The following is a 26,012-nucleotide window of genomic DNA, read 5'->3' as shown; positions in this document are numbered from 1 at the left end:
CAGGATTTTTCTGAGTGCTCAAGTATGGGGCGATCGCTCATGATTCCATTCCTGGGAATAGGATTTCTTGGAACGATCGAGCATCAATGCCATAGCGCGTTAGGTGCTTGCGATTTTCAGTGACCAAAACCACATTGACCCAGGGTGAAAAGAGCGATCGAACCTGAGCCGCCAAAATGGGATCGCCGCCCAAGTCACGATCGGGTTCCGTTTTTTGACCCCGGTAGCGCGCTTCGGCCCAAAGAGTTGCTGCAAGATTCAGATCAGTAATCGTGATGGGTAAGTATCGAACTGATTGTAAAAATCGGTTTAATCGCTCAACCCCTCGATAGTTCGGATCTTTAAGGCGCTGTAATTCTAAAGATCGCCGCATTTCATAATCAACAATTCCTGGTAGAAAAACTTCAGCATCAGAGAGCAATATTGCCCGAAACCATACTTTCAATTCAGTAAACTTTGTAGGACTAGGGTTTAGTAATTGACCTAAAATATTCGTATCAAGAGCAAGCTTATTAATGATTTTCATTTCATTGAATTAAGAATAATAGATTGGCATGACAAAGCAAAAATCTCATAAATTTGTCATTACTTCGTCCCAGGTGTGATCTAATTCATGATCAGGGTTGTTATTCCACTCATCGAGTAAATTCAAGAGTTCTTGATTTCGTGTTTTGATTTCCTGAAGACGATCTGCATGGAGTGATTCAGCATCAGGTACTAAGCTAGGATCCAATTTGAGTTCAATACTAAATCTGCTAGGGTCTGAAATTTGGTACGCAGACTGTACTTGTAATTCAGAATCAGAGGTTAACAAATTTCGATTTTTATCTACAGAACCATTTTGATGCTGTAGACAAAGTTCTAGCCCAGACATTGCAAGGCTCTGCAAAATGGCTGTCGCCTGAACATGATGTTTTCCTTGGGATAATTCAATCAAAAAATTCACAAAATTTTCATCAATAATGATGAATCTTTCAGGTAATTCCGTTTGTGTGTTAATTGCAACCAAAAATTTTAGTTTCGGTGAGAGATGGTGATTTTCAAGCGCCAAAAACTGTAAAACAATGCTTAAAGGAAATGCATAGTCAGTTTGTGAAAATTGATAGGCTGGAAGCGAAGTTTCTCCCACCGCAATTGTGCCGCTAGAAAGTATCGTTGGATGAGTTGACATAGGATTTCTCTGATTAATTTAATTTTATGGAGTGTGGTTAGCATTATGGGCAGGATAGATAGACTCTCTGTCCTGCCCATAGTCTAGCAATTACGATCCTTCGCGGAGTTTGTCGAGCACGGAGCGATCTTCGAGGGTGGAAGTGTCCCCAGAAACCTCTTGGCCCGAAGCGAGCGATCGCAACAAACGACGCATGATTTTGCCCGATCGCGTCTTCGGCAGCGCATCCGTAAAGCGAATTTCACCGGGCCGGGCGATCGCCCCGATTTCCTTCACCACGTGCTGTTTCAGTTCCTTGATCAGTTCCTCGCTGGCCGCCGCCGTCCCTTCCAGGGTGACAAAGGCCACAATGTCTTCGCCCTTCAGGTCGTCTGGCTTGCCCACCACGGCTGCTTCCGCCACCGCCGGGTGCGACACCAGCGCCGACTCCACCTCCATCGTCCCCAGCCGGTGGCCCGACACGTTCACCACGTCATCGACGCGGCCCATGATCCAGTAGTAGCCATCAGCATCGCGGCGCGCACCATCCCCCGCAAAGTAGAAGTGCTGGCCGTCCTTGGGCGCGATGTGCTCCCAATAGGTGCTGCGGAATCGTTGGTCATCGCCAAACACCGTCCGCATCATGCTCGGCCAGGGATGCTTCACGACCAGATAGCCACCCTCGTTGTCGCCTACCGGGTTGCCATCGAGATCCACCACATCCGCCAAAATGCCGGGGAAGGGCTTGGAGGCGGAACCGGGCTTAGTCGGAATCGCGCCCGGCAGCGGCGTGATCATGAATCCGCCGGTCTCCGTTTGCCACCAGGTATCGACGATCGGGCAGCGCTCGCTGCCAATCACTCGGTAGTACCACATCCAGGCTTCCGGGTTAATCGGTTCGCCGACGGTTCCCAACAGCCGTAGGGAACTGAGGTTGCGGGCCTTGGGCAGATGCTCGCCCATTTTGATGAAGGCGCGGATCGCCGTGGGAGCGGTGTAGAAAATCGTCACGCCGTATTTTTCAATCACGTCCCAGAAGCAGCCGGGATTGGACGATCGGGGCGCGCCCTCATACATCAAGGTGGTGGCTCCGTTGGACAGGGGGCCGTAGACGATGTAGCTGTGGCCCGTAATCCAGCCCACATCGGCGGTACACCAATAAACATCGGTGTCTTTGATGTCGAACGTCCATTTGAACGTCATGTGGGTATAGAGGTTGTAGCCCGCTGTGGTGTGAACCACGCCCTTGGGTTTGCCGGTGCTGCCGGAGGTGTAGAGCACAAACAGCAGGTCTTCGCTGTCCATCGGCTCGGCGGGGCAATCGGCGCTGGCGTTTTGTTGCAGGTCGTGCCACCAATGGTCGCGGCCCGGCTCCATGTGAACGTCTTGTCCCGTGCGCTTCACGACCAGCACGTTTTCGACGCTGGGGGCGGCGTTGTTGTCGAGGGCGCGATCGACCTGCACTTTCAGGGGCACGGCGGTGTCTTTGCGGAAGCCCCCATCGGCGGTGATCACCAGTTTGGCCTTGGCATCGTTGAGGCGATCGCGCAGGGCTTCGGCGCTGAACCCACCAAACACGACGCTGTGGGCCGCGCCAATCCGGGCACAGGCCAACATGGCGATCGCGGCTTCCGGGATCATCGGCATGTAGATGCCAATGATGTCGCCCTTTTGCGCGCCGAGGGATTTCAGGACGTTGGCAAACTGGCAAACTTCCCGATGCAGTTGGGCATAGGTGAGGGTGCGCGAGTCGCCGGGTTCGCCTTCCCAAATCAGAGCGGCTTTGTTTTTGCGCCAGGTGGTTAGGTGGCGATCGAGACAGTTATGGGAAATGTTGATTTTCCCGCCGCCAAACCATTTGGCAACGGGGGGCTGCCAATCAAGAGCGGTGTCCCATTTTTGGAACCAGTCGAGTTCTTTTTCAGCGAGTTCTGCCCAAAAAGCGGTGGGGTCGGCAGCGGCGCGATCGTACAGGGCTTGATAGTCGTCCAGGCTTTTAATTTCGGCATTGGCCGCCAAATCCGCAGGCGGCGCAAAGGTGCGATTTTCTTGAAGGATCGATTCGATCGTCGGTTGTGACATGACAGTTCAACTGATCAGCGTTTGCTCTCAGTCGAATGTAGTACGAGCCGGGACTACGGGCGATCGTCTGGTTAAAAGTTGATACATGTAAAATAAAGGCTAATGATCTAAAATTTGTTTTGTAAGTAAACACAAGCGCTCACATGACCAATCAAAATTCAAGTAGCCTGTACCGCTACCGGCAGCAACCGCTCACCCCAGTTATGGCAGCAGAACTAATTCTTGAACTACTATCTGGTGAAATCATTGAAACAGAGAAGGTTCGTAAGATCATTCTTGACGAGCATATTCAGAGAGGAGGAAAGCCCCCTTCTGGAAAAACGGGAATTATAAGCTGCATTAAGCACGCTCTGAGATATTTAAAAAATCAAGAGCAAGCAGTTAATTCTTCCAGGAATAATTGGACAATTTTGGGTGGTAAGAATCTACCCTCTTCCAGTCCAATCACTGATTTTGAAAAGATATCGGATGATCTAGAAGAAAAATTTCCAGTGTTAATTCAGGGGATAGTATCTGATACGAATGGCGATTCAAGTATCAATGATACTTTGAGACCGGAAGTTGAACTAGGTAGTGGAGAATCATGTGTATATGTTTTTTACTTGAAAACATATAAAGAATTTGCATTGATGAATAATCAAAAGCGTTGGCCGTGCAAGATTGGCAAGACAGATGGAGATCCAACGCAACGAATTTTGGCACAAGTGGGAACAGGCCTACCTGAATATCCACAATTTGCGGTTCTTCTGCGGACTTCTAAACCGTCTGATTGGGAGTCTAGTATTCATAGAATTTTGAGAATTCGTAATCAAGATAAAACTGACGCGCCGGGGAATGAATGGTTTTTGGCTTCACCAGAAGAAATTATTGACATCATCAAAATCATAGATCCATCACTGTTTCTGAAGGAGTAGCAGGGTGAGCATTGCTAACCCTACGAGTTACCCGAAAAGAAAAGATTAAAAATGATCATGGCTAATTCGCAAGCTTGATCGGGAGCTTCAGTATTATGGAAGAAATTTTGACATTACATGAGCTATTGCTGGCTGGCGATGTAGCTGGTGCATTGGTAATTGTTGAGGAACTCGAAGAGATGGGGCGCAGCGCGATTGTCGATCAAATCTATAGCTATGCGATCGTCCTCCTGACTCATCTCATCCAGCAAAAGGTAGAAGAGCGATCGACTCGTTCTTGGGAAGTTGCTATTCGAAATGCCGTCCGCCACATTCAGCGAAAAAACAAACGCCGAAAATCTGGTGGTTATTATTTATCGGTTGATGAATTACAAGAAATTCTCGATGAAGCCTATGCTAGCGCGATCGATCGAGCTGCGCTAGAAGCTTTTGAGGGGCGCTATGAGGCTGAAGAGTTAGCGGCGATGGTCGATCGCATTGCCATCTTGAAACAAGCGTTAACTATGATTGACTCGCAAGCTCAAGCAGGAGCCTAAGTATTATGGAAGAAATCTTGACGTTGCATGAGTTATTGCTAGCGGGTGATGTGCATCGGGCGCTGGCGATTGTGGAAGAGATGGAAGAAATGGGACTAACTGCCATTCGCAACAAAATTCGGAGTTACAGCAAAATTTTATTGATTCATTTAATTAAACAAGCAGCCGAAAAGCGATCGACCCGTTCTTGGGAACTCTCGATTCAAAATTCTGTAGACGAAATTTTAAACACGAACCAACGATCGTCCGGTAGCTACTACATCAAACGGGATGAACTGACAGCAATCCTTGAAAAGGTTTATGGACTAGCCCTGAAAGCAGCAGCGATTGAGGCCTTTGAAGGGCGACATGAGGCCGAAGAATTGGCCGCAATGGTCGATCGCCCCGAAATTTTGCAACAGGCATTGAAGATGATTGCCCCTGAGTAATAATTTTCTTGATCAATCAGCGTTTATAACTGACACACACCCAGCCACAGCCCGAAACATCATGAATATTGTGCAATATCACGAAGTTTGTCATCGGATGCGATCGGGAGATGTGATTGCCTTTGCGGGGGCGGATATTCTGTCGGGAACGGTGCGCCTTTCAACCCAATCCACGGTTTCCCATGTGGGCGCTGTATTTCAGCCAGCATTCATGATCAATGGGCCCAGCAGGATCAACGTTGATGGTAAGCCAGATGGCGAAGTTGATTCAGATGCCAAAGGTGACCAAAATCCTAGTGCAAGCGCAACGGAGGATCAGGAACATATCAGTTTGGAGCTAGCTTCCTCCCTACTCGAAATTGATATGCTGACCACGGATCAACCGGAAATTTATATTATTGAATCCCATCCCCTTTGCTTTGACCAAGACACGGGAATTGCCAAAAGTGGCGTACAAATCAATAAATTAAGCGCCCTGATGGATGGCTATGATGGCCAAATTTGGTGGCTACCGTTGGGGGAGCAACATCGCTCTCGCTTGGATCTGCAAAAGTTCACGGATTTCATGCGCCAAAGCGAAAAGCGTGCCTACGATTTTGTGCAGGCTGCGTTGGCGGGCTTGGATATCTTAGATGAAGTGGGATTAACCTGCGCCCAGGAAGATCACTCTAGTTTTTTCTGCTCTGAATTAATTGCAGCGGCCTTCCAAGCGGCTGGGTTAATTCAGGGGGTTAACCCATCGGAAACAACCCCGATCGACCTTTGTCGCTTTCCGATTTATGCGGAGGATTATTACTTGCTCTGGGGCGACCCGATCGAGATCCCTGGCTATAACGCTGCTGATTTTCCGAGTACCTTGAAAGATTAGTTCCTGTGATCAATTTAAATCACTACAGACAAGGGGTTTAAACCCCTTGCTGCCAGGATTTTGCGTTGTCATCAGGACTTGAAAGTGTCCTAAAATTGCTGACCCACAAACACAGAACGTGTTTCGCCATCTCGTCGGAGGGTCGCGGCTTGGTTGGCCACCTCCACCAAAGTCCAACCACTGGCCCCGATCGCCTCGCCCATGCTGACCCGTCGGGTTACGCCGTTCACAGAAACCAAGGCTGAGGAGCGATCGCCCAATTCCAAAACCCCCACCAGAACGTAGGTCATGCTGGGAGCAACCGCAACGGGCCCCGGTGACGCGGCTGGGCTGGCGGTTGGTTGAGGGGAAGCGGCCGGCGCGGGGCTGGGGCGGGTGGCAGCTCCGTTGGGTTGGGGTAAGTTGGCGGACAAGTTGGGATTCCGTTCCAGCAAACGGGTTAAGCGCTCGATCGCGTCCACCAAGTTGCTGGACAGGGGAAACCCAACCGGGGCCGCAGGCGTGACGGCAGCGCTGGAGGCCGGTGGCGCGGGGCTGGGGTTCGGAGGATTGAGGGTGACAACGTTCGGCAATTGCGAGGGCACTGGCGCGATCGCGGGAGGCTGGGGCAACGGGGCAACGGGGCCGCTGCCATTGGTGCGCCGCTCGATCGCATCCAAGGAACGGGAAATATAGGCAGCAAATTCCGTATCGTCGGGGGCGCTGCTGCCGTCGTTGGCCACGGAAGCAACGGGAGCCGCCGGGGAGCCGTCGGCCATCACCGCTGCCGGTTCGTTGCGATTGGCGAACCACAGGCCCACGGTGGCCAACAGGGACAGGGCCGCCGCGCCGATGGTTAAGCGATCGAACAGGCGCACCGATTGCCGGGCCCGTTCCGCGTCGGCCACTGCTTCGATTAGCTCTGGATCTGGCTCTTGAATTTTGGGCGGCGGCGGGGGCGGCAACACCTCCGCTGGCAACACCAAGGGCGGCACGGCGATCGATTGCAGGGCGATCGGGGGCGAGGGTTCCGGGGGTGGGGTCAACAGTTCCACACCCTCTTCGAGCGATCGCTCCAAATCCCCAAACAAGTCATCCATGAGCTGGTCGGCATACCAGTCAGCGGCCGAGGTCGATCGGGGGGCGATCGTCGGGTTGGATTCGCGAGGCTCAATGGACAAAGTCATACCACCACACCAAATATGGGCAAGGGACGCAGCCGCCATCCCCAAGCACCGCCTTGCCCAGACACAACGTTGGGTTGCTGGAAGGGGGCAAATTTCGCAACGGTCAGACTTTCAACTCGGCTGAACCACCGAAAGATTGACCCTGGGCAAGGCTACGGAGTTGGGGCCGATTCTATTGAATCGTCGCCAGTTCGTCAAACGCTAGGGAATCTGAATGCTAGGGGATCTGATGGATTGATGGATTCGCCGCTGGTCGGCGCTGCGGGCCTCATACGTCCTCGCAGCGCCCTGACCGGGAGCGGCCGTTACTGATCCAGACTGAGCCAGTCCAGACTGAGCCAGCCCTTGAACCAGCGATTCAGCCGCTCAGTGAGCTAGTTATTAAGCCAAAATCCACTCCACCAAGGTACGAACCCCGTAACCGGTGGCCCCGGCGGGATTCAGTCCTGAATCCTTGTCGCTCCAGACGGGCCCCGCCACATCCAAGTGCGCCCAAGGCGTGTCTTTCACAAACTGCTTCAGGAACAGGGCAGCGGTGATTGAACCACCCGCGCGGCCGCCGATGTTTTTCATGTCAGCCACCACGGATTTCATCTTGTCGAAGTAGGGTTCTTCGAGGGGCATTTGCCACAGCTTTTCACCGGCCTTGGCGGCGGCGGCTTTCAAGCCGTTGGCCAGGGTTTCATCGGTGGCCCACAGGCCAGCAATCTCATCGCCCAGTGCCACCACGCAAGCGCCCGTGAGGGTGGCCAAGTCCACGATCGCCTCCACGCCCAGCTTGTCCGCATAGACGAGCGCGTCGGCCAGGGTCAGGCGGCCTTCTGCGTCGGTGTTGCCCACCTCGATCGTTTTGCCATTGGAGGCGGTGAGGATGTCGCCCGGGTGCATGGCTCGCCCGCTGATCATGTTTTCAGTGACGGCGGAAATGAAATGCACTTCCACATCCGGTTGCAACAGGGCGATCGCCTGGGCCGCGCCAAAGGTTGCGCCCGCGCCGCCCATGTCGGTTTTCATCATTATCAATGCTGCTGCCTGCGCCGGCCTTGATGTTCAAGCCGCCGCTGTCGAAGGTCAGACCCTTGCCCACGATCGCCAACTTTTTGCGGGGCGTGCCTTGGGGCTTGTAAACCAAGTGGATAAACTTCGGCGGCAGGTCAGACGCTTGGGCAACTCCCAAAAAACTGCCCATACCCAGTTTTTCGCAATCTTCCTTTTCCAAAATCGTCAGTTCCCAGCCGGGGTTGGCGGCGATCGCCTGGGCCGTTTCGGCCATGGTGATGGGGGTGACCACGTTGGCCGGAGCGGCCACTAACTCGCGGGCCAAAATGGTTCCGGCAGCGATTTTTTCCCCCCGATCGATCCCTTGGGCGATCGCTGCTGAGTCTGTGGTTCCATTCCGGAATGGCAACAGCTCGATCGTCTCGGGCTTGGGGGTTTTGCCGTTTTCTTCGCTATCGGACTTGAAGCGGCGATCGCGATAGAGCGACAAATGCACCCCTTCGGTGATGGCTTGGGCAGCGGCGGCCGCCTCTTGGTTGGCCAGCGGAAACGCAATGGCCAGGCGATCGCACTTTTGGGCCCGGGCGGCCTTGGCGGCGGCGGCGGCCCCTTGGCGCAGCCGATCGAGCGGCAGATCCTCTGAGTTGCCCAACCCAATCAAGATTAATTTGCGAACGGGTGTGCTGCTACCCACGCGCAGGGTTGCAGTGTTGCCGGGCTTGCCCTTAAATTCGGCCTCATCGATCGCCTCGCGCAGGGCCCCACCCAGTCGATCGTTCAAGGCCGCCAAGTCACCCGCCAGGGTTTCCAGTTCCGACTCAAACAGCCCGATCGCCAAACCAGCGCCCGTCCATTCGATCGGGCTGCTGACACTTGCTCGAAATTCCATGATTGCCTTGTGATGGTTGCGTTTTGCCGCTTTCTACTCTAGCGGTTTGGCTACACTGATAGACAGGGTGAACCCGGAAGCCCCGGGAGTCGCTCTCCTCCCATCACCGTTGACTGGCATCATTAGCACCCAAGTGCATCCAAAAGCATTCAGTCGCGTTTAGTCGCGTTTAGTCGCGTTTAGTCGCATTCAACCGTTGTATCTAGAGGTTCGATCGATGGCTCAGCTTGCAACCCTCGTGATTTTTGGGGCTTACATCTTCTTTGGGGTGAAATTTTGGAACGGCTTTCAGCGAACCAACTTTACCCAAAATCGAATTTTCCTAACCCTACTTTGGCCAGTTTTGCTAATTAATGGCTCCTATCGTAAAAACTTCCAAAAAGCTCTCAAAGGTTAACCATCATTCCCCGGTTTCTAGAGCAATATTCAACCCCAATTTTTGAGGGCGCATTCATTGGTTAACTGGAGCATTGCCGAACTTCAATCCCGTGATTGGAACACCCCTGAACTACAGGCCCAAATCCAAGCCGTTGCTGCTCGATATAACAAAGAATATCGCGGCGAAGCCTTTGAAGTCCCCGACGAAGTGGCCGCCTTGCCGCTCTATCCTGAATTCGCGACTGGATCCCTCACCAGCCGCATCACATCCCCCTTTTGGGAATTAGCCAAGCCCCAAAAAGGTTGGCGCTGTTTGGATTTGGGTTGTGGGGGCAGCTTTTTGTTTTATCCCTGGCGCGATTGGCAAGCCTTTTTCTATGGGCAAGATGTGGCTCGCGTCGCCTGCGATTTGTTGACAGCGCGGGGCCCACAACTGAACTCCAAACTGTTTAAGGGCGTGCATTGCCAACCGGCCCATGAACTGAACTATGAGCCAGGATTCTTTGATTTGGTGATTGCCACAGGGGTGAGCTGCTACTACCCGATCGACTATTGGGCTGCTGTGGTCGATCGAGTCAAGCCCCTCCTAAAACCCGGTGGTTTATTTGTCTTCGATGCCATTTTGCCCGAATTACCCCTAGCGGAAAATTGGGCAATTTTAGAAACCTATTTGGGGTCAGAGGTTTTCTTGGAAGAGCCGATCGCCTGGAAAAAACTGATTCAGGCCGCCGGTGGCAAAGTGACCGCCACACGCGAAGGCGATGTATTTGCCCTCTATCGCGTCAAATTCAGTTGAAATGCAATCCAAACTTCGGTTCAATGGCGATCTGCCATGACTCACTCCATGACCAACTGCCTTGATGGTGTTGAGTGCGATCGAGCGAAGCCTCTGTGTCGCTCAATTACGCTTCAGCCAGGCCTCACCGTTGATTGTCAAAAATTGATGTTGTTGTGTGATGATTGGCAGATCACTGAAGTTGCATTATTCGGATCAATTCTTGGCGATCAATTTCGGGATGATAGCGATGTGGATTTATTAATTAGCTTTTCCCCGATCGCTAAGGTTACACTGCTGGATCTATACACAATTGAATGTGAATTTAGCAGGCTTTTTCAGAACCGCCCCGTGGACTTGGTGACTCGACGCGCCATTGAGAAAAGTCATAATTCTATTCGGCGTAACAATATTTTAGGAACTGCCCAAGTTATTTACCGAATTAATCATCAAGATTGATCATCCGGTTACCGTAACCCCATGAATCATGATCGAGAATATTGGTTGGATGCAATCAATGCTTGTCAACAAATTCTGGATTTTACAAAAGGCTTGGATGAGGATTCCTTCCTCCAAGATCGTAAAACGCAATCTTCGGTTCTTTACCAAATTACAGTTCTCAGCGAGGCAATGAACCGCTTTTCAGATAGCTTCATCACCCAAAACTCCCAGATTTCGATTGCGGCAATTCGAGGAATGCGAAATCGAATTATTCACGAATATCGAGAGGTTGATCTATGGATTCTTTGGCAAGCGATTCAAATCAACATTCCAGAGTTACTAATTTTGCTAAATGACAGTCAATTCCCTGAGCAGATGCCTGAGAAGTAACTTGGGGTACTTGCAAAGCGCTAGTAGTCCTGGGTAGCAAGGGGGTTGCGTATCTTGTTCTTGTCGATTAATGAGACCCACAGGCAATGAGACTTACTAAGGTAAGGGTCTTGATTGTTCAGACATGCTCTCAGGTTTGCTCGGAAATCTTCAGCAATTCCTGACCGATCGACCAAGGCCAACGGCTCATGGGTGGTAGATTATAGAGCTTTAGTTATCCCTGCCTTGTCAGCTTCTAACTCATTAACCTGCTATTCGGGAAGGATCGGTTCGTGGTTAAACTAACGCCAAATCCCAGTTTCAGTGTTTCGTTGCGTCTTCAGTTGCCAAACCAGGTGGGAATGCTGTCCCAGGTCATTCAGGCGATCGCGGATGCGGGGGGCAACTTGGGCGATATCACCCTCGTGGAGCAAAATCGCCAACAGACCATCCGGGATTTGGCAGTGGATGCGGCCAGCACCGAGGGCGCGGAGGCTATTGTGGCAGCCGTGAAAGCGATCCCGGAGGTGTTGGTGCTGGCGGCGGCCGATCGCACCTTTGCCTTGCACCAGGGCGGCAAAATAACCGTCAACAGCAAGATTTCGCTCGATCGCCAAGCGGATTTGGCCATGGCTTATACACCGGGGGTGGGTCGCGTTTGTCGGGCCATTGCTGACCAGCCCGATCGGGTCTATGAGCTAACGGTGAAGCAAAACATGGTGGCGATCGTCACCGATGGCAGCGCCGTGTTGGGGTTGGGCAATTTGGGGCCCGAAGGGGCATTGCCCGTGATGGAAGGCAAGGCCATGCTGTTCAAGGAATTTGGCGGGGTGGATGCTTTTCCCATTTGCTTAGCCACCCAAGATGCCGATGAAATTGTGGAAACCGTGAAGCGGATTGCGCCGGTTTTTGGGGGAGTGAACCTGGAGGATATCGCCGCGCCGCGCTGTTTTGAAGTGGAAAAGCGGCTGAAGGAGGAGTTGAATATCCCCGTGTTCCACGACGATCAACACGGCACGGCGATCGTCTCCTTGGCGGCCCTGACCAATGCCCTGAAATACGTGGGTAAAGCCCTATCGGCGGTCAAAATCGTAATTAACGGTGCGGGAGCGGCGGGGATCGCAATTGCCCAACTGCTGCGCACGGCCGGAGCCACCGACATTGCCATTTGCGACTCGAAGGGGCTGCTGACGATCGATCGCACCGATTTGAACCCCCAAAAGCGAGACTTTGCAGTCGATCGCCCCGGGCCGCTCACCCTGGCTGATGCGATGGTCGGTGCTGATATTTTCCTGGGGGTCAGCGCGCCCGGGGTGGTGTCCGTGCCCATGGTGGAATCCATGGCCAAAGACCCGATCGTCTTTGCCATGGCCAACCCGATTCCGGAAATTCAACCGGAACTGATCATCGGCAAAGCGGCCATCATCGCCACCGGCCGCAGTGACTATCCCAACCAAATCAACAACGTGTTGGCGTTTCCGGGCCTGTTCCGGGGGGCCCTCGACAGCCGGGCCAACAAACTCACCCAACGAATGTTCTTGGATGCGGCCTTGGCGATCGCCTCGTTGGTGGACGATGAGCAGTTGGGCCCCGAAACGATCGTCCCCTCAGCCTTTGATTCGCGCGTGGCTCCAGCGGTGGCCGCTGCGGTGCAAGCGGCCGCTCGCTTAGACGGCGTTGCTCGTTTGTAAGGCGATCTCCCAGCGGGGTGATGCTGAATGATTCAGGCGTTGATTGGGGAATTGCGGCCGCAGCTCAAGCTCAAGCCATTCTGGAACCAACTAGGATGTTTAAGATATGCTCTAGGCAACTTTCCCCGATCAAAGCTTCTTACTGAATCATCCCCTGGAAATCATCCTTTAAATCACCATGCTCAGTCGCGTTGCGGACTCGATTTATTGGCTTAATCGCTATGTGGAGCGGGCGGAAAATGTGGCCCGATTTGTTGATGTCAACCTCAAGCTAAGTTTAGATTCTCCTGCGGGCGTGACTCAACAATGGAAACCCCTGTTGATGACCACGGGAGACTTGGCACTTTTTCAGGCCAATTATGGGGAAGCTTCCGCTGAAAATGTGATTCAGTTTCTAACATTTGATGCGAATTATCCCAATTCGATTTTGTCTTGCTTGAAATCAGCGCGGGAAAACGCTCGATCGATCCGAGAGATCCTGTCTACGGAAGTCTGGGAACAGATTAATGCGTTTTATTTAATGGTTAAAGAAGCGGCCGCCAGCTACAGCGCGGGAGCCGTTGATCTAGATAAGTTTTTTAATGAAGTGAAGCTGGCGAGTCATTTGCTCTATGGCGTGACCGATGCCACCATGACCCACGGCGAAGGCTGGCACTTTGGACAGGTGGGCCGATTCCTGGAGCGGGCAGATAAAACATCGCGAATTTTGGATGTGAAATATTACATTCTGCTGCCTTCGGTGCAGGATGTGGGCACAACGCTCGATCGCCTCCAATGGATTGCGTTGCTGAAGTCCGCTAGCGCCTATGAAATGTATCAAAAGTGGCGCAATCACCGCATTTCGCCCACGGGAGTTGTGGAGTTTTTATTGCTCGATCGACAGTTTCCCCGTGCGGTGCAATTTTGCCTGTTGCAATCCCAAAAATCCTTGCATGAAATTACTGGAACACCGACGGGCACTTGGAGCAATCCTGTGGAGCGGCCCCTGGGACGGTTGTTAGCAGAACTCAGCTATTTTTCAGTGGATGAAGTGATCGATCGGGGTCTCCATGAATTCATTGACAATTTGCAGCAAGAACTCAATGTGATTGGCGAGCGCATGAATGAAACATTTTTTGCGCTGCGACCGGTGGGTCTTTAGACCTGTTTTTGGGAATTCGGACTCAACTTCGGCTTTCGAGTGGTCGGATGACCCTAGCGGCGCTTAATTCTCGGGGCTTGGGAGAACAAGCCAACCATTCCGTAATCATGGGGCTGTGCTTCCCGTTTGGAGTTGAGCGGCGATCCGGTGATGCCGGAATTTCGGTTAGATTTACGAGCCATTTGGCCTCCCGAATCCACAGGAATCTCACCAAATGCGCCCTAACCTTCCCTTGCCACCGCTCAACAGCCTTGGGCGATCGCGGCCTAACTAACCGTTTGCCAATGCGGCCCATTCCGTGTGGAACGTGCCCGGCTTGTCGATCCGCTCGTAGGTATGTGCGCCGAAGAAATCGCGCTGGGCTTGGGTGAGGTTTTGGGGCAATCGATCGCGCCGGTAGCTATCGAAATAGTCCAGGGAGGCGCTGAAGGCCGGAACCGCGATCCCCGTTTGGGCCGCCGTTGCCACCACCGATCGCCAAGCGGCCTGGCGATCGAGAATGGTTTGCTTAAACTCCGGAGCCAGCAGCAAATTCGGCAACTGTGGATTATCCGTAAAAGCTCGCTCAATCTTGCTCAGGAAGCCCGCACGAATGATGCAGCCGCCTTTCCAAATTCTGGCCATTTCCGCCAAATTTAAGCCATAGCCAAACTCAGCGGAAGCCTTTGCCAACAGGGCCATCCCTTGGGCATAGGAACAGATTTTGGAACAGTAGAGCGCATCCCGCACTTGGTCAATGAATGTGGCTTGATCCACCGGGGCGATCGGGCCGGGGCCGCTCAGCTCTTGGGCCGCCGCCGTCCGCTCGGCCTTGATGGATGACATAATCCGGGCATTCACCGCCGCGATGATGGTTGGGATCGAAACCCCCAATTCCAGGGCGCTCATCACCGTCCACCGGCCGGTTCCTTTTTGCCCCGCTGCGTCTTGAATCAGTTCCACCAACGGTGCTTGAGTGTCGGGATCACTGACCTTAAAGATTTCAGCGGTAATTTCAATCAAAAAGGAGTTGAGTTCGTCCGTTTGGTTCCAAGCCGCAAAGGTGGCTTGCAACTGGGCTTGGTTCAGGCCGCCCACGGTTTTCAGCAAGTCGTAGGCTTCGGCAATGAGCTGCATATCGCCATACTCAATGCCGTTGTGAACCATCTTGACGTAGTGTCCAGATCCGCCGGGGCCGATGTAGGTGACGCAGGGGCCGTTATCCACCTGGGCGGCGATTTTGGTGACGATCGGCTCAATTTTTTCATAGGCCGATCGCGTGCCACCGGGCATCAAGCTAGGGCCATTCAGCGCCCCTTCTTCGCCGCCGCTCACGCCCATGCCAATGTAGGTCAGGCCCAAGGCTTCCAGATCTTGGGTGCGGCGTTCTGTGTCCTCATAAAGCGAGTTGCCACCGTCAATCAAAATATCGCCCGGAGCCAGCAGGGGCTTGAGCTGTTCAATCACCGCATCCACGGGCCCGCCGGCCTTGACCATAATCAAGATTTTGCGCGGTGGTTCAAGGGCAGCCACAAATTCTTCCAAGCTGTAGGTGGGTTGCACCTGCTTGCCCTGGGCCCGGGTGGCCATGAATGTGTCGGTTTTATCGCGGCTGCGGTTATACACCGCGATCGGGAATCCATTCCGTTCAATGTTCAGGGCAAGATTTTCGCCCATCACAGCAAGACCGATGAGTCCGAAACTTTGAGCCATAGGAAAAATCTGGGTCGGCTAACAATCGGCTGAGTTGTGGTTGGCGGGCCAATCATGCAGGCCCCAACCAACATCACGGGAGTCGCAGTTCAAAGTTTTTAGCTCAAGCACTGTTGCGGGCGCTGTCGTGGATGTTGCAATGGGCTGGCCGAGGAAGCGCAGGCTATTCGGATTAGGGGGACGGAATCGCAACACCCGAGGCCACAACAGGGGCCAACCACTCAGCACCGTCATCCTTGATGACAACTTGCCTCAGATTAGCCCGATCCCCTGGGGACGGACTGGAAGATTCCGTTAAAAGTCTGCTCAAGAACCATCGGGACAACATCGAAGACTATTGATTGAAGACTATTTAAAGACTGCTGAAAGACTAAAAACTGGTTAAAGACTAGCCAAAGGCGGGTTCAAGGCAGATTCAAGCTCATTAATCGCTGTAATCGCTAATGGGATTGGGGTTGCCGGAAGTCGCCCAATTGGGGCGATCGGGGCTAATCTGGACTGAACTTGGACAGGATCGAGAATGCCACGGAACGCAACGTGGAAGGCAATTGCGCCATTGTCTAGGTTCAAGTGCTAGCGTTGGGTCAGGCGAGATTTTGACAGGCTGTCTCGGATGCGATACCGGCTTGTTGATTTGCGGGAACTCTGCGGGAATTCTGTTTTCATCGCAGTTCGTGACCGCAGCTCTCGATTGCAGTGTTTGATTGCGGTTCTTGATTACAGTTCGTGACCATAATTGGTCATTGCAATTGGTCACTGCAATTGGTCACCAACAACGCATCACCACAGATCAACTCAACTCGCATCTAGCGGGGAAAATGGGAAGGAGCGGTGCTTTTGCAGTGCCGGTTCTGGATTTGGGTATGGAAACGGGCGATCGGGGGACGCTTGGCAAACTGGTCGCGAGGGGAGGGCGATCGCAGGGGACATCTCAAACAAACCGATTGCGTTCAGAGCGATCGGGCAAGGGGCTTAAACCAGGCTTTAATCAAGGTTGGACGGCTTAACCACAGCCTAAACACGAAAACAGCGAGGCAGTGATGGGGCCGCAGCGGGATTGGTTAACCGGACTGGGGCATGGGCGTTCTGAAAAACTGGTCTGGCCCCTCACCGCTTGTGAGCCTGAGCGCTGTCGAATAGGGTGTAATGCATCGATCGGTTAACGTTCTCGGCGCTGTTCCCGGTGCTATTCTCAGCGTTCCAGTCGATGCGGGTTTGGCGATATTGATTCGATTGCTGTGAAGCAGAGTAGATGGCATGGCTGAGATCCAATTACGCCTTCAGGTTCCCGGTAGCCCCGATCGACTGATTCCCGTGGAAACCGACTCCGTGACGATCGGGCGGGCCAGTGATTGCGAGCTGCCCCTTTCTCCCTATGGCGTGTCGCGACACCATGCCCGAATTAGCCGCGCCGATCGGGCTAGTCCCTGGATGGTTGAAGACCTGCAAAGCAAAAACGGCACACGCCTGAACCAAACCCCCCTCCAACAGCCAACTCCCATCGCCCACGGCGATCGGATCTATATCGAAAATGTTTGCATCACCGTCCTGTTGGCAGGAGTGGGCACGGCCAACGCGGTCGCGAATCCCACCATCACCCGATCGCGCCAATCGCCCCAAGGGCCCAAAGCCGTCTATTCCCAACGGGTGCAGGTTCCCTTAAACCCCGAGGCTTTGCCGCCCACCGTGTCCGTGGTGCGGCCCAATCTGGTCAAGCTGCCCCTGATTGATGCCACGGCCGATGGCAAAATGCGAATTTCACGCGATGCCAGCGACCTCAAAGAACAGTGGCTCCGCACCAGCGAAGGCAGCGGCGACAGTCTTTATGAGCGCGATCGCACCATTGCCCGCTTGCGCGATCTCGTGGAAATCGCCAAAGGCCTCACCTCCGCCGCCAGCAGCAACGCCATCTTCTCCCAAGTGCAAGAAGTGGTGTTTCGCTATCTCACCAACATTGAGCGCCTGGCCCTGTTGGTGGATGTGGAAGGCAATGGCCAACTGCAACTGCTGAACGCGGCCGCCCGCGAAACCGAACGGGCCCGCGACCTCACCCTCAACAGCGGTTGGATCAGCCAAAGCATTTGCCAAAAAGTTTTCAAAGAAAAAATTGCCCTACAAACCGCCGATGCCCAAGCAGACGAGCGGTTTGGCGCAGAACAAAGCATTCTCTATAAAGGCATTCGCAGCGCCATGGCCGTGCCGCTTTGGAACGAAGACAAAGTGGTCGGTGTGCTCTATGCCGATGCCAACCTGTCCTCCGAAAGTTGGGTGCAAGAGGGCGAAGACGATCTCAGTTTCTTTTCCGCATTGGCCAACCTCGTGGCTGCCAGTGTTCAGCGGTGGTTGCTCACCCGCAAACTTCAGGAAGAAGAGCGCCTGTGCCAAAAGCTAGAGCGCTATCACTCGCCTGCGGTGGTGCAACAAATGATCGCCGCTGGCACCCACGAGGATGGCCGGATTCCCACCACTGATGGGGAACTCAGCATTCTGTTTGCGGATATTGTCGGGTTCACGGCCCTTTCGGAGCGCCTGAGTCCGGCGGAGGTGGCGGACTTGTTGAACCGCTTTTTTGAAGAAATGCTGCAAGAGGTGTTTGCCCTAGGCGGAACCCTCGATAAGTTCATTGGCGATTGCATCATGGCCTTTTTTGGTGCGCCGGAACCACAACCGGATCATGCCGATCGCGCTGTCATTGCTGCCCGGCGAATGCTGGAACGCTTGGATGATTTGAACAAACGGAACGTGTTGGGCGAGCATTTGCAACTACGGATTGCCATCAACAGCGGTCGGGCCGTGGTGGGAGATGTGGGCAGCTCCCAACGGATGGATTACACAGTCTTAGGCGGCGCGGTGAACCTGGCGGCCCGGATGGAGGCGATTTGTCCGGTGGGCCAGTGCATCATCAGCGCCAATACCTATGACTTGGTGTCGCGGAAGATGAATTGGGTGCAAATGGGAGAATTTCGGTTCAAGGGCATTGAACGGCCAGTGCCCATTTTCCAAGATGGTCACCGCGCCCAAGAGCTAGAGTTGGTGAAGCTGTTGACGGAGCCTTCTTGAGAACTGACTGCGGATTTGGGCGATCGCCTCAGGGCCAAAACTAGCGCTCTCGGGGCGATCGTAATCCTAAAACTGTTTGCTATAATTCCGGTTGGGTTTTGCTGCAATGTTGGTGACTGCCAATAATTGTTTTGCGATCTATGTTTGTTCCAATTCGGGGACTCACCGAATGTCTTAGTGGCAGTAGACTGAGCGAGCGTTTAGGCGCTTTGTTAACTCAGAAACTTTAAACGGAGACAAGAGTACCCACCTGGTTTTTCCAGGTCGGAAGCTGAGGCAAGACGGCATTTGCGGTTAACCCAACTCCTCAGAATTTGCTTCAACCAATTGATCAACAATTTGGTAAATAACACGGGCCACCACTCGCCTCAGCGACGGTGGCCCGTGTTTTGATTTGAATTTGATTGATTTGAATTTGCCAGTGGCAAATGGGTCGGCGCATATTGTTGGGCGCACATTGTTATATATCCTCCGCCATCATTAGATCGATCGAAACGAATTGACCCTTGGAGATCTTGCGTACCGGAGGGCGCATGGCGATGCGCCCCTACGGGATTTTGGGGGCTATGGGGCGATCGATTCATGGGCCACGGCGCGATCGACCCACCTCGCATTCAACGACCATCCCCGATCGGTTGGGCCGCCCCATGCCAACGGTGCGTAGGGCACAAACCCAATCGCCGTAAACCGCCCACCGTTGCCCTACGACACCCTACGGGTCGGTGATGCTGCGTCGTTGCAGGATGGATTGGGCGATCGGAGAAGTCAGCGGCGCAAAATGTTTAGAGTTTAAGGAAAATAGCGATAGATCTCGCGACGATGTAGGGCGCGGACAAAAATAATGGTGTTGTCTTCTAATCGAAAGCCAAGGCGATAGTTGCCTACTCGGAGTCGATAGGTATTGGGGTGGCCTTCGATCGCTTTGATTTGACTCAACTCGCTTAAATGTTCGGCTGCTTCGATCGACAGTAGGGCGGTTTTGATGGCTTGTAATGCTGGACGATCGCGAATGGCCTGCAAGTCTTTGAGAAAGCGCTTGAGAAATTGAACCTGCATTGTTGATCTAGTCCAACGCTTAACTATCCAACAGGGCAAAAATTTCAGCGCGATCGACAGGTTCTTCGTCTTCAGGCCCCAAGTCATTCATGGCACGACCTAACGCCAAGTCTTCCAAAATTTCAAGCAAGAGGTCGCGCAACAGATCGCGACGATCGCGCAATAGTTCAATCAGCAGGGGTCGCATCAGATCGCGGAGGCGATCATCGGTCAGGGTCAGATCATTCATGATGATTTGCGCAAAACTGGAGAGGGGCGATCGCGTTGTCTCAATGGTAGCGCGGGCTTTTGGGCGATCGACCTTATCGATCGAAAGGAATTGACCCTCGGAGATTTCGCGGCTCGGAGAACGCATGGCGATGCGCCCCTACGGGATTTGGGGGGCCATGGGGCGATCGATTCATGGGCCACGGCGCGATCGACCCACCTCGCATTCAACGACCATCCCCGATCGGTTGGGCCGCGTTCAATTTTCGGTGCGTGGGAGGAACCCATTCAGTCTTTTTGTGACTCACTTTAGTGACTATGTAGCCTTGCTCCCTACGGTTGATCAGCGGCGGGGCGATCGGGCTGGGTGAGCGTGCTGGGAACCACCACGGGCACAGGTGTAAGCGAGTCCAGCAAAATTTGGCGAGAGTCGGCCGTGAGGTGGCGGACTGTGGCGGAATCCAGATAACCCCAAGCGTATTGGTCGCCCAAAATCCGTCGTTGATATTCGGAAATGGCTTCAATCCATTGAATTTGTAGCACCGTTTGGGTGGCCTCCCCGCCCGGGGGCAAGGAGCCGGAAATGGTTCCATTGCCATAAAACAGGCCCGGCTTGCCCAGAGCAGCGGCGATCGCCCGTTGGGAGCGCTCCGTGAGGGCCGATCGGGAAAGCCGCACGAGGGGCCGATCGGGATCCTGCGTCAGGGTCACCATTTCTTGGGTGAGCTGATTGGTAAGGCCTTCGATTTGGCTGCGGGTGCTGTCAAATTGGATCAGGGCCAGGCGCTGCTGTTCTGGGCTAAGGACAGGGGGGCGAGCCGTCAGGACGCGGGGAATGAGGGCGGGGACTCCGGGGGTGGAAAAGTCGAGGGCTTCTCGGCTGGCAATGATGGCTGCGGAGACCAAAAAACAGCAGCCCAACCCGATCGCAGAAACCCAAGCGCTCGATCGGGAATAGCCGGGAGCCAGCCAATAGTTGCGGGCGGTGACGGTGGGCGGCAGGGGGCGCAGGGGAATCGTTTGGATGCTGGCGGCGGTGGGCGGCGGGGTCACCACCCGGGGAGCCTTGCGGTGCATTTTCGCCAGTTGGATATGCTCGCCGCGCCGGATGGCGGCTGGAGAGGGAAAGGGATCGCGCCCTCGGAACTGCCGCGCCCGATCGCACCAGGGACAGGAACCCTGATGGCCAAAATAGACATGCTGGGGATTGGCGCTACAGGTCACAAGGTTGTTTTCGGCGCTGTCCAAAACGGCTGCCCACTGACGGGCGCTGGGCCGATCGGCGGGGTGGCGGGTTTCAAAGGCCTGGCGAAAGAGGTTTTGCAATAGCGGATCGAGGCCCGCAAAGGGCGGCGCGATCGGCTTGGGCTTCCAACGGGGCGATCGGGCACTGTAGGGAAATTCTCCGGCCGCAATGCGTTGGTCAATCAGGGGCGGATCGCCGGATCCCAAAAAAGCGCCGTCAAAGGGGTGGGTTCCCTCCATCAACAATTGAAAGAGCAACACCGCCAACCCAAAACAGTCTTGGGCCGCAGTGCGATCGACCTCTCGAAAGTTGCGCCCTTGCAGTTCCGGGGGCGTATATTCCGGCTTGCCCACAGGACAACGGAAGGTGCGCCGTTGCTGGCGATCGACCACTTGAAACGAATCCGTATCCACCAGGGTGACCAGGGCGGTGGGGGCGGCCAGCACGTTGGACTCGTTCACATCCCCGATCGTGTAGCCCTTTTCATGGAGCACATCAACGGCGGCGGCCAGGTTACGAGCCATCCGCACCAGGTAGCGATAGGTGAGGCCCGGCAGCTCGCGCCGTCGCATCTTGGGCGTGTAAACCTCGTGTAGGGGGCGGGTTTCGGGTGCTTTGGGCATCAAAAACCCAACAATCGCCCCATCCACCACCACCGCATCCACGGGCCAGGCAATCGTAATCGGTGGTTCCAACGGATCCAGCGGCGGATCGTTCAACATGGCGGCCAGTTTGGCCACTCGATCGGGCGATCGTTGGTCGGGGTGATAAATCTTGGCCAGCAGGCTAGATTCTTCCGCAACCTGATAAATTTCCCCTTCGCCGCCCGCTTTCCCCGTGGTGCGCAGCGTGATCCGCTCGCCCGTCATGGCGCGTTGGGCCAGGAGGGTTCGGCTCCGTTTGGTTAGGTTCGATCGCTGCATGATCTGGGTTTTGCGCCGCCACCCTAAACATACTGAATTTCAGGGGCCAATTGCGGGAGCAACGTTCGAGCTAATGGCGGGGGCAATGGGAGACAATCGGAGGCAAATTCAACCGGACAGCGGGGCGATCGAGCCGCTCAAACCATGCCGCACCAGCATTAGTAATCTTCGTATTCCGGTTCCCGTTGCCGCACCTTCTCGGGAATCTCCAGCTTGGGTGCGCGGTAGCCCGGTTCCTCATCAGTCCAAGCATCGGAATCTACGTTGTCATCGTAGCGATCGTAGACTTCCTCATAGTCATACTCATCTTCCCGCACATACTCGCGATCCCGTTCGCGGCGCGGGGGCTGATCGCTCCAGTTATCGTCCTCGTCGTAATCTTGGCGGCGTTGTTGACCATAGCGCGGGGCCGGCTCTTCCCAGGTTTCCTCTTCCCAAGCTTCCTCTTCGTAGCGGCGCTCGGCTCGGGTTTCGGTGCGAATTTCTGGGCGGGCTTCGGTGCGCAACCCGGAGGCTAACTGGTTGCCGGGGGCAGCGGTGGGAGTAAAGTACAGATCCTCTTCATCCCGTTCCCAGGGAGGGCTGCTGAGGCCCAAGCGCTCCAGGACACCAACGCTGAGTTGAATCAGGCGGGCTTCGGCCCCTTCAAACACAATCAGCCGATCGGGGCCCGTGCTGACCACTTCTTCGATCGGGAGTTCATAGGTGCTGATCACCTGTTCGGGCACTTGGGGCAAGCCGATCGAGGCAATGACGATCGAAACCAGCTTGCCATCCTCCACATCAAACTTGAACCCGCGTACCTTCCCCAGCAGTTCGCCGGTTTCGGTGATCACCTCACAACCAATCAAGGTGTTGTAGGCATCCGCTTCAATGTAGTCCTCGATCGCCCGATCGTCCTCCACCAGAATCACATCACCAATTTGGCTGATGCTATCCAGGTTCATGAAGCGCGGCATCGCCGAAACGGCGAGGATATTGTCCTTTACGCCAAAGCCAATAATCTCCTGGCGATCAATATCGACCCAAACCTGGCTGATGATGCCCAGGCGCTTGCCGGTGTTTCGGGTAATGATTTGCGTTCCAAGCAGGTCAGAGCGCTGGCGAATCGATTCAGAGGTCATTGACTGCAAAGGGGGATGGATTGCAACAGATCCGAAGTCGGGATGCTTGTCGATAGTAAAGCATAGGTTGACGGATTGAGGGCGGGCGGCTGGTGGTGTCGATTGCCGAACGCGATTGATTTAGACCTAACTAGCTCGGCAAGTCTATTTCCGTGGGTCACGTCATCCGTGGGTCAAGTCAAATGACTGTTACCGTGACCCGATCGTCAGGTAATAGGGGGCTGACAACAAGGGGCTGAGTCGCTCGTAGGGTGGGCACTGCCCACCGAACCGTTGCTTCATGGCATTTGCGATATGGCGTGCCAATTATTTTAGGTAAAGGCTGTATCTGGTGAATATGTAAAGGCTGTATCTGGTCAATATTTGGCAGATGTTTTATGTATAGAAATTAATAATTGTACTAATTTCATTAATTTCACTAAAACTCAAATTCTGGGGGACATAATGATCAATTATTGCTGATCATGTCCCTAGGGCATCATGCTGATCATGAGTGATCCATACCCCCGTCCCCAGGAACCGGTATCCCATACGCCGCCCCAAGATTCCAATCGATGGCATGGCCTGCGCGACCATTTGCAGCAAGTGGCTCGCCTAACCGCACAATTTGCCGCCCCCCTAGGAGCCGATCGCCTAGGTTACTACGCTGGCCTTTGGCATGATCTGGGCAAATATAACCCTAAGTTTCAGGACTATCTCTACCACTGTCACCAGGCAACCCGGCACGGACAAAATAGCCCAGCGCCCAAGTCTGTTCCCCACGCAGTCCACGGCGCAAAGTTAGCAGAGCAGCAACTTCCCGGCGAGCTGGGCTGCAAACTGGCCATGATCATTTTTGGTCATCATGCCGGTATTCCTAACTTGGCAGATATGGGTAGCAAGCTAGCCGGTAACCATAGAGCCAAAACTGAACAGGCCTATCAAGCGGTCTTGCGGGAAGCGGAAAAAACCGATCTTGAATTGGAGCCAGATCAGGATTTAACTGATTATGCTCCGGCAGAAACCGATGATTGTTACCAACAGGAAGTTTTTTGGCGGTTTCTGTTTTCTTGTTTGGTTGATGCGGACTATTTGGATACGGAGCAGCACTTTAAGCCCACAGAATCGAGCCAGCGCCACTTGGGAATCACAATTGCCCAATTGCAATCGACCTTTGAGCGTGCCTATGCCCAAAAAATCCTGAAACCCTTAAAAAATCCCCAATCTCCCCTCAATTGCCTTCGAGCTGAAATCTATCAACTTTGTCAGCAAGCGGCGAAACAACCGCCGGGTGTATTTCGGCTCTGTGTCCCCACGGGCGGCGGCAAGACTCTGAGCGGCCTGCGGTTTGCCCTTGACCATGCGGTGGCCCATGGGCGATCGCGTGTCATCTTTGCTGTGCCCTACACCAGCATCATTGAACAGACCGTCAATGTCTATCGCGATTTGTTTCAAGCTGAACTGGGCCCTGAGGCGGTTTTGGAACACCACAGCGCTGTTTGGCAAGAAACACCTTCCAAAAACGAAAACGAATCTGTGATGCGTGGCGACGATCGTGCCGAGGATGCTCGCCAGGCCTTTGCTCGGGCCCGGTTAATTGCCCAAAACTGGGATGCTCCCTTGATTGTGACCACAACGGTGCAACTGTTCGATAGTTTGTTTGCCAATCGGCCGAGTCGTTGCCGCAAATTACACAACCTAATCAACAGCGTGATTGTGCTGGATGAGGTGCAAACCCTCCCGATCGAGCTGTTGGATCCGATTCTTTGCGTGCTGCGTGAGTTGGTCACCCGCTATGGAGTGACGGTGGTGCTTTGCACGGCCACCCAACCTGCCCTCGCCGGTCAAAATGCCTATCTTCAAGGATTTGCCACCGACCAAGTGCGGGATATTGTGCCCCCGGAACTGGCCAAAGCTCATTTTCAACAGTTGCAACGGGTGAACTATGTTGTGCCGCCGAAATCTTGGTCTTGGGCGGATTTGGTGATGGATCTGCAAAACCGGCAGGCAAACCAAGCACTCATCGTTTTGAATACGCGCCGCAACGCTTTGGATGTCGTGGCTGCGTTGCAAGGCGCTGGCTGGCCCCGCGAGGCGCTCTTTCACCTCTCCACCTTGCTTTGTGGGGCCCATCGTCGCCAGGTGTTAGCCCAAGTGCGCGATCGCCTGCGGGCAGGGCTGCCTTGCTTGCTGGTGGCTACTCAAGTGGTGGAGGCGGGGGTGGATATTGATTTTCCGCTGGTCTATCGGGCTGAGGGGCCGCTCGATCGCGTTGTGCAAGCGGCCGGCCGCTGCAACCGAGAGGGCAATCTTTGTGATCAGTCAGGCGAGCCAATTTTGGGACAAGTGGTGATTTTCTCTCCCCAAGAGGGCCGGTTACCTAGTGGCAGCTACGAAACCGCCGTTGGTACGGCCAATCGCTATCTTCAGACCGATCGCGTGAATCAAACCTTACACGACCCCAAAACCTTTGAGCAGTACTTTCAGAAGTTATACCAAACGGTTGGGCGCGATCGGGGTCAAAAGATCCAGAACAGCCGAGAAAGTTGGAGCTATGCCGAAGTAGCCGAGCAATTTTCGTTGATGAAAGATGAGACCGTGCCCGTGGTGGTTCAGTACGACGATCGCGCCAACAACCTGATTCAAAAAATTGAGCGCTCCGGTTCCCTAAACAGGGGCGATCGCGATGCGCTCCAGCCCTACATGGTGAACCTGCGCTTCTACGAATTCAACCAATCAGCCCATTGCCGCCGTGAGGTTGTCCCTGGGCTGTGGTTTTGGAAAGGGGGCTACGATCGGCAACTTTACGGAATTGAGATCAATGGACAACCCATCCAACACGACCCAGCCGACCTCATTCCCTAGTTCACTATCAAGTGGGTTAATCAACAATTCACT

The 26,012-nt window shown here is 54.1% G+C and carries 22 protein-coding genes, 1 other RNA gene and 1 pseudogene; 14 read left to right on the top strand and 10 right to left on the bottom strand.

Annotation, left to right across the window (positions count from 1 at the left end; translation table 11 throughout):
• Positions 1-37: 37 nt before the first annotated feature.
• The 3 genes from H6G53_RS03885 to acs form a co-directional block, all read right to left on the bottom strand.
• On the bottom strand, positions 38-526 hold the full coding sequence (locus H6G53_RS03885) for a type II toxin-antitoxin system VapC family toxin (protein ID WP_190531000.1): 489 nt from the start codon (positions 524-526) through the stop codon (positions 38-40).
• A 45-nt stretch (positions 527-571) separates the two neighbouring features.
• Entirely contained in the window at positions 572-1,171 is a 600-nt protein-coding gene (locus H6G53_RS03880) for a hypothetical protein (protein ID WP_190530999.1), read from the bottom strand.
• A gap of 90 nt (positions 1,172-1,261) precedes the next feature.
• Positions 1,262-3,232: an acetate--CoA ligase gene (gene acs, locus H6G53_RS03875; RefSeq protein ID WP_190530998.1), complete on the bottom strand. Its 1,971-nt coding sequence runs from the start codon at positions 3,230-3,232 to the stop codon at positions 1,262-1,264.
• 143 nt (positions 3,233-3,375) lie between these two features.
• On the opposite strand from acs, the gene H6G53_RS03870 reads away from it, so the two are divergent.
• From H6G53_RS03870 to H6G53_RS03855, 4 genes are all read left to right on the top strand, one after another.
• Positions 3,376-4,146 (top strand): GIY-YIG nuclease family protein, encoded by a 771-nt coding sequence (locus H6G53_RS03870; protein WP_190530997.1) that lies wholly within the window; start codon positions 3,376-3,378, stop codon positions 4,144-4,146.
• A 95-nt stretch (positions 4,147-4,241) separates the two neighbouring features.
• Complete coding sequence (locus H6G53_RS03865; protein ID WP_190530996.1) at positions 4,242-4,682, top strand: DUF29 family protein; 441 nt, start codon at positions 4,242-4,244, stop codon at positions 4,680-4,682.
• A gap of 5 nt (positions 4,683-4,687) precedes the next feature.
• Positions 4,688-5,110 carry a DUF29 family protein gene (locus H6G53_RS03860; protein WP_190530995.1) on the top strand — a complete coding sequence of 141 codons (423 nt, stop codon included), beginning with the start codon at positions 4,688-4,690 and terminating at the stop codon, positions 5,108-5,110.
• A 61-nt stretch (positions 5,111-5,171) separates the two neighbouring features.
• Positions 5,172-5,978 (top strand): hypothetical protein, encoded by an 807-nt coding sequence (locus tag H6G53_RS03855; RefSeq protein WP_190530994.1) that lies wholly within the window; start codon positions 5,172-5,174, stop codon positions 5,976-5,978.
• Between the two features lie 89 nt (positions 5,979-6,067).
• Here H6G53_RS03855 and H6G53_RS03850 read toward each other — a convergent pair whose 3' ends face one another.
• Both H6G53_RS03850 and H6G53_RS03845 read right to left on the bottom strand, forming a co-directional pair.
• A complete protein-coding gene (locus H6G53_RS03850; RefSeq protein WP_190530993.1) occupies positions 6,068-7,144 on the bottom strand; it encodes a hypothetical protein in 1,077 nt (358 codons plus the stop codon).
• A 381-nt stretch (positions 7,145-7,525) separates the two neighbouring features.
• Positions 7,526-9,032: pseudogene (locus H6G53_RS03845) on the bottom strand (leucyl aminopeptidase).
• 217 nt (positions 9,033-9,249) lie between these two features.
• Between H6G53_RS03845 and H6G53_RS03840 the strand changes: the two are divergent.
• The 6 genes from H6G53_RS03840 (at position 9,250) to H6G53_RS03815 (ending at position 13,827) form a co-directional block, all read left to right on the top strand.
• A complete protein-coding gene (locus H6G53_RS03840) occupies positions 9,250-9,429 on the top strand; it encodes a hypothetical protein (RefSeq protein WP_099532734.1) in 180 nt (59 codons plus the stop codon).
• A 57-nt stretch (positions 9,430-9,486) separates the two neighbouring features.
• Positions 9,487-10,206 carry a class I SAM-dependent methyltransferase gene (locus H6G53_RS03835; RefSeq protein WP_190530992.1) on the top strand — a complete coding sequence of 240 codons (720 nt, stop codon included), beginning with the start codon at positions 9,487-9,489 and terminating at the stop codon, positions 10,204-10,206.
• A 36-nt stretch (positions 10,207-10,242) separates the two neighbouring features.
• Positions 10,243-10,644 carry a nucleotidyltransferase family protein gene (locus tag H6G53_RS03830; RefSeq protein ID WP_242030732.1) on the top strand — a complete coding sequence of 134 codons (402 nt, stop codon included), beginning with the start codon at positions 10,243-10,245 and terminating at the stop codon, positions 10,642-10,644.
• Positions 10,645-10,665: 21 nt separating this feature from the next.
• Positions 10,666-11,016: a DUF86 domain-containing protein gene (locus H6G53_RS03825; RefSeq protein ID WP_190530991.1), complete on the top strand. Its 351-nt coding sequence runs from the start codon at positions 10,666-10,668 to the stop codon at positions 11,014-11,016.
• A 272-nt stretch (positions 11,017-11,288) separates the two neighbouring features.
• Positions 11,289-12,686 (top strand): NAD-dependent malic enzyme, encoded by a 1,398-nt coding sequence (locus tag H6G53_RS03820; RefSeq protein WP_099532731.1) that lies wholly within the window; start codon positions 11,289-11,291, stop codon positions 12,684-12,686.
• A gap of 178 nt (positions 12,687-12,864) precedes the next feature.
• Complete coding sequence (locus H6G53_RS03815) at positions 12,865-13,827, top strand: alpha-E domain-containing protein (RefSeq protein ID WP_099532730.1); 963 nt, start codon at positions 12,865-12,867, stop codon at positions 13,825-13,827.
• A gap of 270 nt (positions 13,828-14,097) precedes the next feature.
• Here the strand turns inward: H6G53_RS03815 and gndA are convergent, their stop codons facing one another.
• A complete protein-coding gene (gene gndA / locus H6G53_RS03810; protein WP_190530990.1) occupies positions 14,098-15,519 on the bottom strand; it encodes an NADP-dependent phosphogluconate dehydrogenase in 1,422 nt (473 codons plus the stop codon).
• 1,257 nt (positions 15,520-16,776) lie between these two features.
• Here gndA and H6G53_RS03805 point away from each other — a divergent pair.
• The 3 genes from H6G53_RS03805 to H6G53_RS03795 all read left to right on the top strand — a co-directional run bounded on the left by H6G53_RS03805 (position 16,777) and on the right by H6G53_RS03795 (position 19,243).
• A complete protein-coding gene (locus tag H6G53_RS03805; protein ID WP_242030731.1) occupies positions 16,777-18,579 on the top strand; it encodes an adenylate/guanylate cyclase domain-containing protein in 1,803 nt (600 codons plus the stop codon).
• Between the two features lie 95 nt (positions 18,580-18,674).
• A non-coding RNA gene (gene ssrS, locus H6G53_RS03800) (6S RNA) lies at positions 18,675-18,880 on the top strand.
• A gap of 198 nt (positions 18,881-19,078) precedes the next feature.
• On the top strand, positions 19,079-19,243 hold the full coding sequence (locus tag H6G53_RS03795; RefSeq protein WP_190530989.1) for a hypothetical protein: 165 nt from the start codon (positions 19,079-19,081) through the stop codon (positions 19,241-19,243).
• A 125-nt stretch (positions 19,244-19,368) separates the two neighbouring features.
• Here H6G53_RS03795 and H6G53_RS03790 read toward each other — a convergent pair whose 3' ends face one another.
• The 4 genes from H6G53_RS03790 to H6G53_RS03775 all read right to left on the bottom strand — a co-directional run bounded on the left by H6G53_RS03790 (position 19,369) and on the right by H6G53_RS03775 (position 23,135).
• Complete coding sequence (locus H6G53_RS03790; RefSeq protein ID WP_190530988.1) at positions 19,369-19,635, bottom strand: type II toxin-antitoxin system RelE/ParE family toxin; 267 nt, start codon at positions 19,633-19,635, stop codon at positions 19,369-19,371.
• A gap of 19 nt (positions 19,636-19,654) precedes the next feature.
• The gene (locus H6G53_RS03785; RefSeq protein ID WP_190530987.1) at positions 19,655-19,990 is read right to left on the bottom strand and encodes a hypothetical protein; all 336 of its coding nucleotides are present in this window, start codon (positions 19,988-19,990) and stop codon (positions 19,655-19,657) included.
• Between the two features lie 185 nt (positions 19,991-20,175).
• Complete coding sequence (locus H6G53_RS03780) at positions 20,176-22,011, bottom strand: helix-hairpin-helix domain-containing protein (protein ID WP_190530986.1); 1,836 nt, start codon at positions 22,009-22,011, stop codon at positions 20,176-20,178.
• Between the two features lie 158 nt (positions 22,012-22,169).
• Positions 22,170-23,135: a PRC-barrel domain-containing protein gene (locus H6G53_RS03775; protein WP_190530218.1), complete on the bottom strand. Its 966-nt coding sequence runs from the start codon at positions 23,133-23,135 to the stop codon at positions 22,170-22,172.
• 489 nt (positions 23,136-23,624) lie between these two features.
• On the opposite strand from H6G53_RS03775, the gene cas3 reads away from it, so the two are divergent.
• On the top strand, positions 23,625-25,979 hold the full coding sequence (cas3, locus tag H6G53_RS03770; protein ID WP_190530985.1) for a CRISPR-associated helicase Cas3': 2,355 nt from the start codon (positions 23,625-23,627) through the stop codon (positions 25,977-25,979).
• The last annotated feature ends 33 nt before the right edge of the window (positions 25,980-26,012 follow it).

Origin of the sequence: Limnothrix sp. FACHB-406 (assembly GCF_014698235.1) — a bacterium.
Taxonomy (GTDB): Bacteria; Cyanobacteriota; Cyanobacteriia; order CACIAM-69d; family CACIAM-69d; genus CACIAM-69d.
This window is presented reverse-complemented; position numbering and strand designations above follow the sequence as displayed.